Raw genomic sequence first — 13,938 nt, 5'->3', positions numbered from 1 at the left:
CGTCGTCCACGCGCTGGTCCCGGACCTGGGCCAACCGGGCGGCCTCGCCGGGGGTGACCCCCTCGACCAGCGCGCGCTGCATGACCTCGAGCCTGGCGAGGTCGTCGGGACCGTAGCGGCGGTGGGACCCGGGGGTGTGCTGCGAGGGCCCCAGGCCGTAACGGCGGTCCCAGGTGCGCAGCGTGGCCGGGGCGACCCCCAGCCTGCGGGCCACCGAGGCCACCGACAGGTGCGGGGTGTCGGGCACCGCCACCGGGGTATCCGGTGCCGGGCTCACGGGCGGGGGCTCCGGCAACGGGGTCACGCGCACATCGTGGGCGCTCGACGCCCGCCCGGCAACTGCGGCACGCCGTTCGGCGAACTTCTATTGAACAAGGTTTGGCGCGTTTCTATGCTGGGCATCTCGGTCGTGAGCAACGACCTACGCGCGAACGGGGTGATGAAGGTGGCGGACATCAGGCGCCTGCCTGGACCGGTCTCCGATGTCTGGGACTGGCAGATGAAGGGAGCGTGCCGGGGGATGGACTCCGGCTTCTTCTTCCATCCCGAGGGGGAGCGCGGGCCCGCCCGCGCCAACCGCGAGCAGCGGGCCAAGGAGGTCTGTGCGACCTGCCCCGTGCTCGAGATGTGCCGCAGGCACGCCCTCGAGGTGCAGGAGCCCTACGGCGTGTGGGGCGGCATGTCGGAGCACGAGCGGGACGCGGTCATCCGCGGGCGCGACCGCACCCTGAAGATCGGCGGTCGGACCACCACGGTCTGACGCACCGCACGGTCGGACGGACGGCGCCCCGAACGCGCGGGGAGACACCCGAAGGGCGGGTGGCCGAGGAGGCCACCCGCCCTTCGTCGTGCGTACACCGAACTCGAGGTCAGTGCCCGTGCCCGTGGCCCGCGGCCGGTGCGGCCGGGGCCTCCTCGGGCTTGTCGACGACGGCGCTCTCGGTGGTGAGCACCATCCGCGCGATCGACGCGGCGTTGACCACGGCGCTGCGCGTGACCTTGACCGGGTCGATGACCCCGTCGGCCAGCAGGTCCGAGTAGGTCAGGGTGGCGGCGTTGAACCCGCTGCCCCACGGCTGGTCGGCGACCTTGGCCGTGACGACCGAGCCCTCGAGACCACCGTTGGCGGCGATCCAGTAGAGCGGCGCGGTGAGCGCCTTGCGGACGATCGCGACACCGGTCGCCTCGTCGCCGACCAGCTTGAGGTCCTCGAGCGCGGCGGCGGCCTGGACGAGCGCCGAGCCACCTCCGGGCACGATGCCCTCCTCGACCGCGGCCCGGGTGGCCGAGACGGCGTCCTCGATGCGGTGCTTGCGCTCCTTGAGGGCGGTCTCGGTGGCCGCGCCCGCCTTGATGACGGCGACCCCGCCGGACAGCTTGGCGAGGCGCTCCTGGAGCTTCTCGCGGTCCCAGTCCGAGTCGGTGGACTCGATCTCGTTCTTGATCTGCTGGATCCGGCCCTGGATGTCGTCGGCCGAGCCGCCACCCTCGACGATCGTGGTGGCGTCCTTGGTGACGACGACCCGGCGGGCCTTGCCCAGCAGGTCCAGCCCGGCCTCGGACAGCTTGAGCCCGACCTCCGGGTTGATCACCTGGCCGCCGGTGGCGGTCGCCAGGTCGTCCATGAAGGCCTTGCGGCGGTCGCCGAAGAACGGCGACTTGACCGCGGCGACCTTGACGGTCTTGCGGATCGAGTTGACGACCAGCGTGGACAGGGCCTCGCCCTCGACGTCCTCGGCCAGGATCAGCAGCGGCTTGCCCTCGCCCAGCACCTTCTCCAGCAGCGGGAGCAGGTCCTGGATGGAGCCGATCTTGTCCCGGTGCAGGAGGATGTAGGCGTCCTCGAGGACGGCCTCCATGGACTCCGGGTCGGTGACGAAGTACGGCGACAGGTAGCCCTTGTCGAACTGCAGGCCCTCGGTGATCTCCAGCTCGGTGGAGAGCGTGGAGCCCTCCTCGACCGTGATCACGCCGTCGCTGCCGACCGAGCCGATGGCGTCGGCGATCAGCCTGCCGATCTCCTCCTCGCGGGAGGCGATGGTGCCGATCTGGGCGATGTGCTCCGCCCCGTTGACCGGGACGGCCTTCTCCAGCAGCCACTCCGACACGCGGTCGGCGGCGGCGGCGATGCCCTTGCCCAGCGCGGTCGGGTTGGCCCCGGCCGCGACGTTGCGCAGGCCCTCCTTGACGAGCGCCTGCGCGAGCACGGTGGCCGTGGTGGTCCCGTCGCCCGCGACGTCGTTCGTCTTGGTGGCGACGGTCTTCGCGAGCTGGGCCCCGAGGTTCTCGAAGGGGTCCTCGAGGTCGATCTCGCGGGCGATGGTCACGCCGTCGTTGGTGACGGTCGGACCACCGAACTTCTTGTCGATGACGACGTGCCGGCCACGCGGGCCGAGCGTCACCTTCACGGCGTCGGCGAGCTGGTTCACACCACGCTCGAGCGCGCGCCGGGTGTCCTCGTCGAAGCTGATCTGCTTCGCCATCAGTGCCTCTCGTTGGTGTTCGAACGGAACCGCCCCGGGGCCCGGCAGGGCCGCCGGGGCGGGATTCACACGAGGCTGGTCGTCAGTTGACGACGGCGAGCACGTCGCGCGCGGAGAGGATCAGGTACTCCTCGCCGTTGTACTTGACCTCGGTGCCGCCGTACTTCGAGTAGATGACGACGTCGCCCACGGCCACGTCGAGCGGCACGCGGTTGCCGTTGTCGTCCACCCGACCGGGGCCGACCGCGAGGACCTTGCCCTCCTGCGGCTTCTCCTTGGCGGTGTCCGGGATGACGATGCCGGAGGCCGTGGTGGTCTCCGCCTCGCTGGCCTGGACGACGATCTTGTCCTCGAGCGGCTTGATGTTCGCCACGATGACCTCCCCTTTCCTGGGGTATCTGTCCGTAGTAACCGACTGTGCCGATGGCTGACAGCGGACCGGGGCCCCGTCGTCGCGGGTGCCGGGACGACCCGGTCTGCTGTGTGCGCTGGCACTCTACCCACGAGAGTGCCAGACCCTCAACGGGCCCGCCACCGTAGTCTTCGGATATGCCTTTCGTGGGAGAGATCGAGGTGTCGGGGCTCTGTCTGGGAGCGAACGTCTTCGGCTGGTCCGCCGACGCCGATCAGTCGTTCGCGGTCCTCGACGCGTTCACCGGGGCGCAGGGAACGTTCATCGACACGGCCGACTCGTACATGTGGCGCGCGCCCGGGAACAGCGGCGGTGAGTCCGAGACGATCCTGGGCGACTGGATGGCGGCACGGGGCAACCGCGACCGCATGGTGATCGCCACCAAGGTCGGCTCGCTCCCGGACCGCGCCGGGCTCGGCGGGGAGAACATCAAGGCCGCCTGCGAGGACTCGCTGCGCAGGCTGCGCACCGACCACATCGACGTCTACTACGCCCACAAGGACGACCCGGACACCGCGCAGGAGGAGACGCTCGACGCCTTCGACGCCCTGGTGAAGGAGGGCAAGGTCCGCGTGGTCGCGGCCTCCAACTTCTCCGCGGAGCGGCTCCGGTCGGCACTGGAGATCTCCGACCGGGACGGCCTCGTGCGGTTCGCGGCGCTGCAGCCGCACTACAACCTCATGGAGCGCGCGGACTACGAGGCCTCGCTCGCCCCGCTGCTGGAGTCCGAGGGCCTCGCCTCGTTCCCGTACTACGGCCTGGCCGCGGGCTTCCTCACCGGCAAGTACCGACCGGGCGCCGCGGTGGACAGCGTGCGGTCGGCGGGCGCGTCGAGGTACCTCGACGACCCCCGCGGCCCCGCCGTCCTCGCCGTGCTCGACGAGATCGCCGCGGGCCACGAGGTCACCCAGGCCGCCGTCGCGCTGGCCTGGCTCGCCGCCCAGCCCACCGTCACCGCGCCCATCGCGAGCGCGCGAACGGTGGACCAGCTCCAGGGCATCCTGGGCATGCTCACCCTGGCGCTGACGGACGACGAGCTCCGCCTCCTCTCCCACGTCACCACCTGACCGCCGAGATGAACCTCAGTGCTGCCCGGACCATGATCGAACAGCACCGAGGTTCATCTCGGCGGGGGGAAGGCGGCGCGGATCTCGGGCTTGAGGACCTTGCCCACCGTGGAGCGGGGCAGGTCGGTCCAGAACTCCACCTGCTTCGGCGCCTTCACGCTGCCGATCCGCTCCTTCACGAAGGCGATGAGCTCCGGTTCCGCCACGCCCGCGTCGGGCTGGAGCTGGACGACGGCGGTGACCCGCTCGCCCCACCGCTCGTCCGGCAGTCCGATCACGGCGCAGTCCCGCACCGCGGGGTGCGCCATCAGGGCCTGCTCGACCTCGGCGGAGTACACGTTGAACCCGCCGCTGATCACCATGTCCTTCGCGCGGTCCACGATGTACAGGAACCCGTCGCCGTCGAGGTAGCCGATGTCACCGGTGTGGTGCCAGCCGTGCTTCCCGGCCTCCGCGGTCGCCTCGGGATCGCGGTAGTAGCCCTTCATCACCAGCGAGCTGCGGACCACGATCTCGCCGCGCTCGCCCGCGTCGAGCAGCCTCCCCTCGGAGTCCATGATCGCCACGGTGACGAGCGGCGCGGGCCTGCCCGCCGACGTCAGGCGCTCGGTGAACACCGACCCGTCCGCGCGGCGGTGGTCCGCCGGGGCCATCGTGGACACCATCATCGGCGCCTCGGACTGCCCGAACAGCTGCGCCATCGGCCCGATCCGCTCCAGCGCCTCGGCCAGCCGCGCGGCGGACATGGGCGCCGCGCCGTACCAGAAGCACCGCAGGCTCCCCAGGTCCGTCGAGTCCAGTGCCTCGTGCCCGAGCACCATGTAGATCAGGGTGGGCGGCAGGAACGTGTGCGTGACGCGGTGGTGCTCGACGAGCTCCAGGAAGCGGCCGACGTCCGGTCTCGCCATCACGACGACCTCGCCGCCCGTCGCCATGACCGGGAAGCAGAGCACCCCGGCGGCGTGGGTGAGCGGAGCCAGGGCCAGGTAGACGGGCCGCCCGTCGAAGGGGTAGCTCATCAGCGTGATCGCGGACATCGTCTCGAGGTTGCGGTCGGTCAGCTCCACCCCCTTGGGACGGCCGGTGGTCCCGCCGGTCCCCACGATCGCGACCACCCCGTCCGGCGGAGCCGCCTCGACCGGCGGGTCGTCCGCGGCGGCCGCGAGCCAGGCGTCGAACTCCGCGCCGAGCTGCACCGTGGTCTCGGCCTTGATCCCCGCGTAGGCCTCCTGGTGGATCAGCGTGCGGCAGTCGAAGAGCGCGAGCAGCTCCTCGTTCTCCGCCGCGGTGTTGCGCGGGTTGACCGGGCACCACACCGCACCCGCCCTGGCGATCCCGAAGACGCACGCGAACGCCACCGGGTCGTTCGCCGACAGGATCCCGACCTTGTCCCCCGGGCGGACGCCCGAGCGCCGCAGCGCCCGGGCGACCGCGTGGGAGAGCTCCACGACCTGCGCATACGACAGGGACTCCCCATCGAGGGTCAGGCAGGGGGCGTCGGGGCCGAGCGAGGCGCCCTTGTCCAGGTAGAAGGTCAGCGACATCAGAGCTCTCGCTTCTCTCAGTCGTGGACCGTCACGACCGGCTTCAACACCAGCCCGAACTGCCGCAGCACCCCGAGCAGCTCCCGGTGCCCGAAGGCCTGGCAGGCGCTCGCGAACCCGACGCGGCGGGGTGGCTGCTGCAGCAGGGAGTACGCCGCGAAGGCCTGCAGCAGCCCGGTCTGCTTGTAGTTCGAGTTGCCGTGGATGGCCACGTGGGCGCGACCGAGCGGCCCGCTCGCGTAGACCGAGTCGATCGACGTGTTCACCCGCGGGTTCTCGCGCGGCGGCATGTCGGACTGCAGGCCCGCGGCGATGTCGGACAGCGCGGCCTCCTGGGCGGCAGGCTCCAGCGGCCGGATCTGCTCCTCGAACATGCCGGTCGTGGCCACGACACCGTCCATCACCGCCCGGTCCAGCACCCCGCCCGTCGCGGTCACCGTGGCGACCCGCGGGTCGTTCTTGAACCACACCGGGTGCGCCATGCCGCCCCAGGGCACGGTCAGCGCGGTGCCGTGCTGACCGGGCACGACGCACTCGCGCGCCGCCCGGTGGTCCCACGCCACGTACTCGTTGTTGACCAGGTGGAACCAGTCCGCCTTGAGGATCGTGAAGATCGTCTGGGTGGAGGCGTAGGTCGGGAAGCCCTTCCACAGCACCAGCACGTCGAGGGTGTCCAGACCGGGGGTCTCCAGCGCGATGTTCGCGGCGATCTCGCTGGTCGTGTACATCTGCGCGATGCACGGGCTCAGCAGCAGGTTCGCGTCCGCGTAGGCCTTGCCGAAGCGGCTCTGGGCCGCGATCAGCCAGTCCTGCTCGCCGGTGGTGTCGGTGTAGTGACAGCCCGCGGCGAGCGCCGCCTCGACCACCTCGGGGCCGTACTTGATGAACGGCCCGACGGTGTTGCACACCACCTGGGCGCCCTCGAACAGCCGGGTCAGCGACTCGACGTCGTGGCTGACCTCGGCCACGTCGAACTGGGCGTTCTCCATCCCGGGGATCTTGTCGACGACGGCCTGGACCTTCTTGCCGTCGCGGCCCGCGGCGATGAACGGGACGTGCAGCTCGCGGAGGTACTCGCAGATCAGCCTGCCGGTGTAGCCGGAGACGCCGTAGACGACGACGGGCCTCTGGGTGGGCTCGGTCATGCTCACATCCCCATTCCGCCGTCGACCGGCAGGCCGACGCCGTTGACGAACCTGGACTGGTCGGAGGCGAGGAAGACCACGGCGTCGGCCATGTCGGAGACCTCGCCGAGCCGACCCGAGGGCGTCAGCTCGACGACGGCGCCGACGGCCGCCTCCGGGCTCTCGAACAGCCCCAACCCGGCCGTCTCGACCGCGAGCTTCACGCCCATCTCGGTGGCGACGAGCCCCGGGTACACGCAGTTCACGCGCACCCCGTAGCCGAGCTTCCCGCTCTCCATGGCCGCCACGCGGGTCAGCCGGTCGACCGCGGACTTGGTCGCGCTGTAGCCCGCGATCGCCGGGAACGCGATGGTCGCGGCCACGGACGAGATGTTGATGACGGTGCCGCCGTTGCCCGCGGCACCGCCCGGCCGCATGGCGCGGAAGGCGTGCTTGATCCCCAGCGTGGTGCCCAGGACGTTGATCTCGAACATCCGGCGGTGCTGCTCGGGGTCGGCGTCGGCGATCAGCTGGGTCACCTCGATGCCCGCGTTGTTGATCACCACGTCCAGCCCGCCGAACTCCTCCACGGTCCGCGCGACGGCGGCCTCCCACTGCGCGTCGTCGGTGACGTCCAGCGGGGTGAAGGCGCCTCCCTTGAGCGTGGCGGCGGTGCGCTCGCCGACGTCGGCGAGCACGTCCGCGATCATGACGCGCGCCCCGGCGGCGGTCAGTGCCTCCGCCATGCCCTGGCCGAGGCCTCTCGCCCCGCCCGTGACGAGCGCGGCGCGTCCCGTCAGATCCAACCCGGCCATCTGTCCTCCTCGACATCGCCAGTGATGCGGACCACAGCCTGTCGCGGGTTCTGGACGACTGTCAAGAAATTCCTGGACGGGCGTCAAGTGGACTATTCTGCCGGTCGTGACCACCGCTGCCGACCGCGTCTCCAGGCGCCAGGTCGACAAGTTCGAGGAGCGCCGCCGCCAGCTGGCCGAGGGCGCGCTGCAGACGCTGTCCGAGCGCGGCTATGCCCGCACCAGCCTGCGCGAGATCGCCCAGAACACCGAGTTCAGCCACGGCACGCTGCACTACTACTTCCGGGACAAGGTCGAGCTGATCATGTACTGCGTGCGGCAGTACAAGGCGGTCTGCGTGCAGCGGTACGACGCGATCGTGGCCGACTCCGCCACCGCCGACGGGCTGGCCCGGGGCTTCGCCGAGGGGCTCGCCGCGACCTGCCGGGACGACGCGCTGCTGCACCGGCTCTGGTACGACCTGCGGTCGCAGTCGCTGTTCGAGGAGTCCTTCCGGCCGGACGTCGCGGAGATCGACGGGAGCCTGGAGCGGATGATCTGGCGGATCGTCGACCGGTACGCCGAGCTGTCCGGCCAGGAGCCCACCTGCTCGTCCGCGATGGCCTACGCGACCTTCGACGGGTTGTTCCAGCAGTCCCTGCTCCGCCACCTCAGCGGCTCCGACCTCGCCCTCGACGACCTGCGCGCAGGCGCCCGCCACCTCCTGAGCCACGTCGTCTGCGCCTAGTGTCCTGCGCCCTGTGAGCGGCGATGGTCGCTACAGCGACTATCGCCGCTCACGACGTCAGACCAGGACCTCGGTGACCGGCATGCTCGAGTTCGCGGGGATCTCCAGGTCCGACGGGGTGGCCCCGACGTGCACCAGGTGCGCGCCCAGTGCCGCGACCATCGCCCCGTTGTCCGTGCACAGCCCCGGCCGCGGGACCCGGAGCCGCAGACCCGCGGCGGTGCACCGCTCCTCCGCGAGCGCGCGGAGCCGCGAGTTCGCCGCGACCCCGCCGCCGAGCAGCACCGTGTCCATCCCGAACTCCCGAGCGGCCTTGACCGTCTTGCGGGTCAGCACGTCCGTGACCGCCTCCTGGAAGGACGCCGCCACGTCCGCGACCGGCACCTGCGTGCCCGCTCGTTCGAGGGCCTCGACGTGGCGGGCGACGGCGGTCTTCAGCCCGGAGAAGGAGAAGTCGAAGGGTGCGTCGCGCGGGCCGGTGAGCCCGCGCGGGAAGTGGATGGCCGCCGGGTCGCCGTCGCGCGCGGCCTTGTCGATCCACGGTCCGCCGGGGAACGGGAGGCCGAGCAGGCGGGCGACCTTGTCGAAGGCCTCGCCCGCGGCGTCGTCGATGGTGGCGCCGAGCGGGGTGACGGGTCCGGCGAGGTCCGGCACCGCCAGCAGGCTGGAGTGCCCGCCCGAGACCAGCAGCGCGAGCGCGGGCGGCAGCGGCCAGTGCTGCACGGTGTCGACGGCGACGTGCGCGGCCAGGTGGTTCACCCCGTACAGCGGCACGTCCCACGCCGCGGCGTAGGCCTTCGCCGCCGCGACCCCCACGAGCAACGCGCCCGCGAGTCCCGGACCTGCGGTGACGGCGACCGCGTCGACGTCGGGACCGGTGAGCCCCGCGGTCTCAAACGCGCGGTGCACGGCCGGCACCATCGCCTGCAGGTGCGCCCGCGAGGCCACCTCGGGGACCACGCCGCCGAACCGGGCGTGCTCCTCCACACTGGACGCGATCTCGTTGGCCAGCAGTTCGGGGACCCCGGCCGCGGACATCCGCACGATCCCCACGCCGGTCTCGTCGCAGGAGGTCTCGATACCCAGGACGATCATCGGGAGTCCCTCTTCATCGTGTAGGCGTCGGCCATGCTCGGCCGGTAGTAGCGCTTCCGGAGCCCGACGACGGCGAACCCGGTCTTCTCGTACAGCCCGATCGCGGGCTCGTTGTCCGTCCTGACCTCGAGGAACACCGTGGCGTGGACCTCGTCGGCGGCGGCCAGCAGCTCCGCCAGCAGCGCGCGGCCGATCCCCCTGCCCTGGTGCGCGGGGTCGACGCCGATGGTGTGCACCTCCGCCTCGGCCTGCGGCGGGCCCGCGGTGAAGCCGAGGCCCGCGTACCCGACGAGCTCGCCGTCGAGCCGCGCGGCGAAGTACGGCAGGCCGCGCGAGACCTCGTCGCGGAAGGCCTGGGCCGACCACGGGTCGTCGCCCGGGAACAGGACCTTCTCGAGCTCGGCGCAGCGGGCGGCGTCGGCTCGGTACAAGGGGCCGATCACGGAGCGACCTTCTTCCGCTCCCCCGGCGGGACGGCGTCCGGTCGACGCAGGTAGAGGGGCTCCAGCGGACCCGGGACGGTGTGCAGCGCGGCGGCGGCGACCAGGCCGAGCGGGGTGGGGGTCGCGGGGCCGAGGACCGGCAGGCCGAAGCCCTCGACCATGGTCCCGGCCGCGGCGACGACGTGCAGGCCGCCGATCCGCTCCGCCACGGCCTCGGGCCTCTCGACGGTCAGGCCGGTCAGCCGGGCGCCCTCGGCCTCGTAGGCGGCCCAGTAGACCTCGCGCCGACGCGCGTCCGTCGCGACCAGCAGGTTCCCGGTCAGCGCCCCGCCCGAGACGACGGCCTGGGCGATCGCGTCGAGCGAGCAGACGCCGTGCACCGGGACGCCGAGCGCGTCCCCGAGAGCGGCCGCGGTGACCATGCCGACCCGCAGCCCGGTGAAGGGCCCCGGCCCCGCCCCGACGACGACGGCGTCGAGCTCGGCGAGCCGGACGCCCGCCTCCGCGCAGGCGGCCTGCACGCCGGGCATGAGCAGCTCGCCGTGCTTGCGCCCGTCCTCGGCCACCCGCTCGGCCAGCAGCACGCCGTCTCGCACCAGTCCTGCGGTGACGGCGGGGGTGGAGGTGTCCAGGGCCAAGACGAGCACACGACGAGCCTACGAGCCCGGGTGACCGCGCCCCGCGAGCCCCCACATGTCCGACTCGCGCGTCAGAAGTGGGGGACTCGCGCGTCGAGAGTGGGGGACTCGCGGAAACCCCCCGCGAGTCCCCCGGTTTCGACGCGCGAGTCGGACATCCGGCGGCGGGTCAGGCCGGGACGGAGACGGGGCTCGGGGTCTGGCGCGGTTCCGGGACCTCGACGGGGGCGGGCGCCGGAGCCGGTGCGGTGCACTCCGGGCCGCAGAGGCAGCCGCACTCCCGCGGCGGGTGGGCGGCGGGACCGAACGGGACGAGCTCGACGTCGGGCATGGGGGTCTCCTCTCCGGACACCGGGAGAGAGCTCTGAGACCCCGACCGAGATACGCCTACCAGGCCCGGATCAGCTCGGGAAGCTCCGCGAGCCGATGGATCACGGCGTCCGGCTCGACGTCCACCGGCACCTGCTGCTCCACCGGGATGTCGCTGTGCGGCACCAGGACCGCCCGCATGCCGATGCCCTTGGCGCCGCTGATGTCGTCGTACGGCCGGTCGCCGACGTACACGCACCGGGTGGGATCGGTGGCCCCGACCGCGGCCAGCGCCGCATGGAACGCCTCCGGGTGCGGCTTGGTGAACTCCAGGTCGCTGCTCCAGGTGACGCCGTCGAACAGGTCCAGCACCCCGTCCCGCCGCAGCCACTCCTCGTGCCACTCGCCGGGCCACATCGTGGAGGAGAGCACCCCCAGCTTGATCCCCCGCTCCTTGAGCCGGGCGAGCATCGGCGCCGCCTCGGGATCGGTGTGCGTGGCCTGTACCCAGAACTCGCGGTAGGCCTCCAGCGCCTTCCCGTGCAGCTCGGAGGAGGTGTCGATCGCCGCGTCGGCCAGCACCTCGCCCAGGTGGAAGGCCTTCGCGCCGTCCTTCACCGCCGCCCACCGGCCGGTGTCCGCCGCGGCCAGCAGCTCGGCGACCTCCCGCGCGCGATCGGGCTCGGAGGCGTGCAGGATCTCGGTGTACGTCCGCCAGCCGGCGGCGAAGTCCATGGTCACCCAGGGCGTGAGCGTGCCGCCCCAGTCGAAGACGACCGCCTCGATCCCCCCGCTCACGCGACCCGCTCCACCCGCGCGACCCGGACGTCGTCCGGCCTGCGGTCCAGGTGCACCAGCACGTGCGTGGCGGCCAGCCGCTCGGCCACACCCTCTCCCCACTCCACCGCGACGACCGCCTCGGTGAGATCGGTGTCCAGATCCAGGTCGTCGAGCTCGGCGGCGACGTCCGTGACCGCGCCGGTGCCGAGCCGGTACGCGTCGACGTGCACGAGCGGGACCCCGGGCCCGCCGGGCAGCGGTCGGTGCTCCCGGGCGATGACGAACGTGGGGGAGGTGACCGGACCCGCCACGCCGAGCCCGCGGGCCAGGCCCCTGACCAGCGCGGTCTTGCCCGCACCGAGCGGCCCGGACAGCACGACGAGGTCGCCCGCGGCGAGCTCCCGGCCGAGTTGTTCGCCGAAGGACTCGGTGTCCGCGGGCTCGGGGAGCTCGACCTCGACGTCCCAGGTGATCACGCCCGCCTCCGCTTGCTCTCCGCTCGCCGCGGGATCCGCTCGGCCGACCGTCGGATCAGCCCCTCGACGGCCGCCTCGACCTCCGCATGGCGCTCCAGCATCGGCATGTGCCCCACGCCCTCCAGCTCCACGAACTCCGCCTTGGGCAGCTCCGCGGCGATCAGCTCGCCGTGCGCGTACGGGATGACTTGGTCCGCCGTGCCCGCGACGACCAGCACCTCGCAGGTGGCGAAGGCGGGCAGCGCCGCGATCCGGTCGTGCGTGCCGACGGTGTCGACGAAGTCCGTGAGCGCGTCCACCGCGTTCGCACTGATCATGGTGTCCACCAGGTCGACCAGCGCCGGGTCCACCTTCTGGTCGCCGAACGCGAAGCGGCGGGTGATCGCCCAGATCAGGTCGCCCAGCGCCCGCCGACCACCCTCGACGAGCTTGGGCTGCAGCCGGGCGAGTGCGCCGACCGTCCTGGTCAGGGGGTTGAACCGGGACAGCAGGCTGCCGGACAGGCCTGCGGTGCCCAGCTCGCCCGCGCTCGTGGACACCAGCCCCACGCCGAGGACCCGCTCGGTGAAGACCTCGGGATGCCGCTCGGCCAGCGCCATCAGCGTCATGCCGCCCATCGAGTGCCCGATCAGCACCAACGGACCCTCGGGCGCCAGCGACCGGATGACCGAGTCGAGGTCGTGGCCCAGCTGCTCGATCGTGCAGCTCGCCCGCGGCGCACGCTCGGACCTCCCGTGGCTGCGCTGGTCGTAGAGGATCGTGCGGACCGCGGGACCGGTCATCCGCGGCAGCTCTTCGGCCTGGAAGTGCCAGGTCCGCCGGTCGAGCGCGAAGCCGTGCACCAGCACGACGGTCAGCGCCGGGGCGCCCGAGTGCGGGGCGAGCTCCTCGCAGGCCAGCCGGATGCCGTCCTCCGCCATGACCGACGACGACGTCCGCGGCGGCTGCGCGCCCGGCTGGCCGCCGCCCGCGTCGAGCTCGCCCGCGAGGCGACGCCGGTCCTTGGCGATCTCGTGTCGCTTGTGGGTGGCGACCCCCACGCCGACGGCGGCGCCCGCCGCGCCCGCGATCCCGCCCGCGACGCCCAGCGCCTGCCAGAGCCTGCGGCTGACCATGCTCACTCCCCGGAGTAGGTCCGCCGGACCCGGGTGCCGTGCACCCCGGTGGCGACCTCGTAGTGGATCGTGCCGAGCTCCGTCGCCCAGTCCTGTGCGGTCGGTCCCTCCGCTCCGAAGAGGACGGCGGTGTCCCCCTCGTGCACCTCGGCCGCCCCGCAGTCGACGACGACCTGGTCCATGCACACCCGCCCGACCACGGGCCGGAGCTCCCCGGCCAGGCGCACACGCATCCGGCCGCCCGCGTTCAGCCTGCGCGGCACACCGTCCGCGTACCCGGCGGGGACGAGCGCGAGGGTGGTCTCGCGCGGGGTGGTCCACTCGTGCCCGTAGGACACGCCCTCGCCCGCGGGCACCCGCTTGACCAGCGCGACCCGCCCGCGGAACTCCATCGCGGGCCGCAGCGGGGACTCGCTGACGGGGCGGTCCAGCGGGTCCAGCCCATAGACGGCGATGCCCGGGCGCACGAGGTCGAGGTGCAGGTCCGGCCGGGTCATCGTGGCCGCCGAGTTGGCGAGATGGCGGATCGGGCTGAACCCGCGTTCCCGGGCGAGCTCCCACGCCCCGGTCAGCCGGGCGAGCTGCCGGTCGATCGTGGGGTTGGTCGGCTGGTCGGCGTAGGCGAGGTGCGACCAGACGGCCACGAGCTCGGCGTCGTCACCCGCCTTCGCCACGGCCTCGAGCAGCTCCGGCCAGTCCTTCTCCGGGCATCCGTTGCGGGACAGCCCGGTGTCGATCTTGAGGTGCAACCGGGCGGGACGGCCCGCGCGCCGGGCCCCCTGCACGACGGCCGCGAGGTGCCGGACCGAGGACACCGCGAGGTCGATGCCCGCCTCGATCGCGGGCGTGAAGTCCTCGTCCGGCAGGTGCAGCCAGGACAGGACCGGCGCGGTGAGGCCCGCCCAGCGCA

Annotated in this window: 17 protein-coding genes; 3 read left to right on the top strand and 14 right to left on the bottom strand. The window is 72.5% G+C overall.

All coding sequences use genetic code 11. From position 1 onward, the window contains the following. Positions 1-247 (bottom strand): MerR family transcriptional regulator (locus H5J29_RS05960; RefSeq protein ID WP_312858082.1); only part of this gene is annotated, 247 nt, incomplete at its 3' end. Between the two features lie 198 nt (positions 248-445). On the opposite strand from H5J29_RS05960, the gene H5J29_RS05955 reads away from it, so the two are divergent. Beyond that, on the top strand, positions 446-760 hold the full coding sequence (locus tag H5J29_RS05955) for a WhiB family transcriptional regulator (protein WP_312858083.1): 315 nt from the start codon (positions 446-448) through the stop codon (positions 758-760). 109 nt (positions 761-869) lie between these two features. Here H5J29_RS05955 and groL read toward each other — a convergent pair whose 3' ends face one another. Next, positions 870-2,483, bottom strand: a complete 1,614-nt coding sequence (gene groL / locus H5J29_RS05950; RefSeq protein ID WP_181779898.1) for a chaperonin GroEL — start codon at positions 2,481-2,483, stop codon at positions 870-872. Between the two features lie 82 nt (positions 2,484-2,565). Then, entirely contained in the window at positions 2,566-2,859 is a 294-nt protein-coding gene (groES, locus tag H5J29_RS05945) for a co-chaperone GroES (protein WP_130292341.1), read from the bottom strand. A 173-nt stretch (positions 2,860-3,032) separates the two neighbouring features. Here groES and H5J29_RS05940 point away from each other — a divergent pair, with 173 nt between their 5' ends. Beyond that, a complete protein-coding gene (locus tag H5J29_RS05940; RefSeq protein WP_181779897.1) occupies positions 3,033-3,962 on the top strand; it encodes an aldo/keto reductase in 930 nt (309 codons plus the stop codon). 53 nt (positions 3,963-4,015) lie between these two features. Here the strand turns inward: H5J29_RS05940 and H5J29_RS05935 are convergent, their stop codons facing one another. Genes H5J29_RS05935 through H5J29_RS05925 form a run of 3 tightly spaced genes read right to left on the bottom strand, consistent with a single transcriptional unit; the run spans position 4,016 to position 7,445 of the window. After that, on the bottom strand, positions 4,016-5,506 hold the full coding sequence (locus H5J29_RS05935) for an acyl-CoA synthetase (protein ID WP_181779896.1): 1,491 nt from the start codon (positions 5,504-5,506) through the stop codon (positions 4,016-4,018). 17 nt (positions 5,507-5,523) lie between these two features. Further along, positions 5,524-6,651, bottom strand: a complete 1,128-nt coding sequence (locus H5J29_RS05930; RefSeq protein ID WP_181779895.1) for a DUF5938 domain-containing protein — start codon at positions 6,649-6,651, stop codon at positions 5,524-5,526. Positions 6,652-6,653: 2 nt separating this feature from the next. Beyond that, positions 6,654-7,445: an SDR family NAD(P)-dependent oxidoreductase gene (locus H5J29_RS05925; RefSeq protein ID WP_181779894.1), complete on the bottom strand. Its 792-nt coding sequence runs from the start codon at positions 7,443-7,445 to the stop codon at positions 6,654-6,656. A gap of 106 nt (positions 7,446-7,551) precedes the next feature. On the opposite strand from H5J29_RS05925, the gene H5J29_RS05920 reads away from it, so the two are divergent. After that, positions 7,552-8,172, top strand: a complete 621-nt coding sequence (locus H5J29_RS05920) for a TetR/AcrR family transcriptional regulator (protein WP_181779893.1) — start codon at positions 7,552-7,554, stop codon at positions 8,170-8,172. Between the two features lie 57 nt (positions 8,173-8,229). Here H5J29_RS05920 and tsaD read toward each other — a convergent pair whose 3' ends face one another. The 8 genes from tsaD to alr form a co-directional block, all read right to left on the bottom strand. Beyond that, on the bottom strand, positions 8,230-9,267 hold the full coding sequence (gene tsaD, locus H5J29_RS05915; protein WP_181779892.1) for a tRNA (adenosine(37)-N6)-threonylcarbamoyltransferase complex transferase subunit TsaD: 1,038 nt from the start codon (positions 9,265-9,267) through the stop codon (positions 8,230-8,232). Beyond that, positions 9,264-9,710: a ribosomal protein S18-alanine N-acetyltransferase gene (gene rimI, locus H5J29_RS05910; RefSeq protein ID WP_181779891.1), complete on the bottom strand. Its 447-nt coding sequence runs from the start codon at positions 9,708-9,710 to the stop codon at positions 9,264-9,266. Before rimI ends, tsaD begins: the two co-directional genes overlap by 4 nt. Then, positions 9,707-10,357, bottom strand: coding sequence for a tRNA (adenosine(37)-N6)-threonylcarbamoyltransferase complex dimerization subunit type 1 TsaB (tsaB, locus tag H5J29_RS05905; protein ID WP_181779890.1), 651 nt, complete (start codon positions 10,355-10,357; stop codon positions 9,707-9,709). The genes rimI and tsaB overlap by 4 nt, the downstream gene beginning before the upstream one ends. A 160-nt stretch (positions 10,358-10,517) precedes the next feature. Next, the gene (locus tag H5J29_RS05900; RefSeq protein WP_181779889.1) at positions 10,518-10,679 is read right to left on the bottom strand and encodes a hypothetical protein; all 162 of its coding nucleotides are present in this window, start codon (positions 10,677-10,679) and stop codon (positions 10,518-10,520) included. 56 nt (positions 10,680-10,735) lie between these two features. Beyond that, a complete protein-coding gene (locus tag H5J29_RS05895; protein WP_312858081.1) occupies positions 10,736-11,455 on the bottom strand; it encodes an HAD family hydrolase in 720 nt (239 codons plus the stop codon). Next, on the bottom strand, positions 11,452-11,913 hold the full coding sequence (tsaE, locus tag H5J29_RS05890) for a tRNA (adenosine(37)-N6)-threonylcarbamoyltransferase complex ATPase subunit type 1 TsaE (RefSeq protein ID WP_312858080.1): 462 nt from the start codon (positions 11,911-11,913) through the stop codon (positions 11,452-11,454). Before tsaE ends, H5J29_RS05895 begins: the two co-directional genes overlap by 4 nt. Further along, the gene (locus H5J29_RS05885) at positions 11,910-13,028 is read right to left on the bottom strand and encodes an alpha/beta fold hydrolase (protein ID WP_181779900.1); all 1,119 of its coding nucleotides are present in this window, start codon (positions 13,026-13,028) and stop codon (positions 11,910-11,912) included. Before H5J29_RS05885 ends, tsaE begins: the two co-directional genes overlap by 4 nt. A 2-nt stretch (positions 13,029-13,030) precedes the next feature. After that, on the bottom strand, positions 13,031-13,938 hold a 908-nt coding region (gene alr / locus H5J29_RS05880), incomplete at its 5' end, for an alanine racemase (protein ID WP_181779888.1).

Origin of the sequence: Pseudonocardia pini (genome assembly GCF_013870575.1) — a bacterium.
GTDB lineage: Bacteria > Actinomycetota > Actinomycetes > Mycobacteriales > Pseudonocardiaceae > Pseudonocardia > Pseudonocardia pini.
Note: the sequence above shows the minus strand (reverse complement) of the source record. Positions and strands in the feature narration are given on the sequence as shown.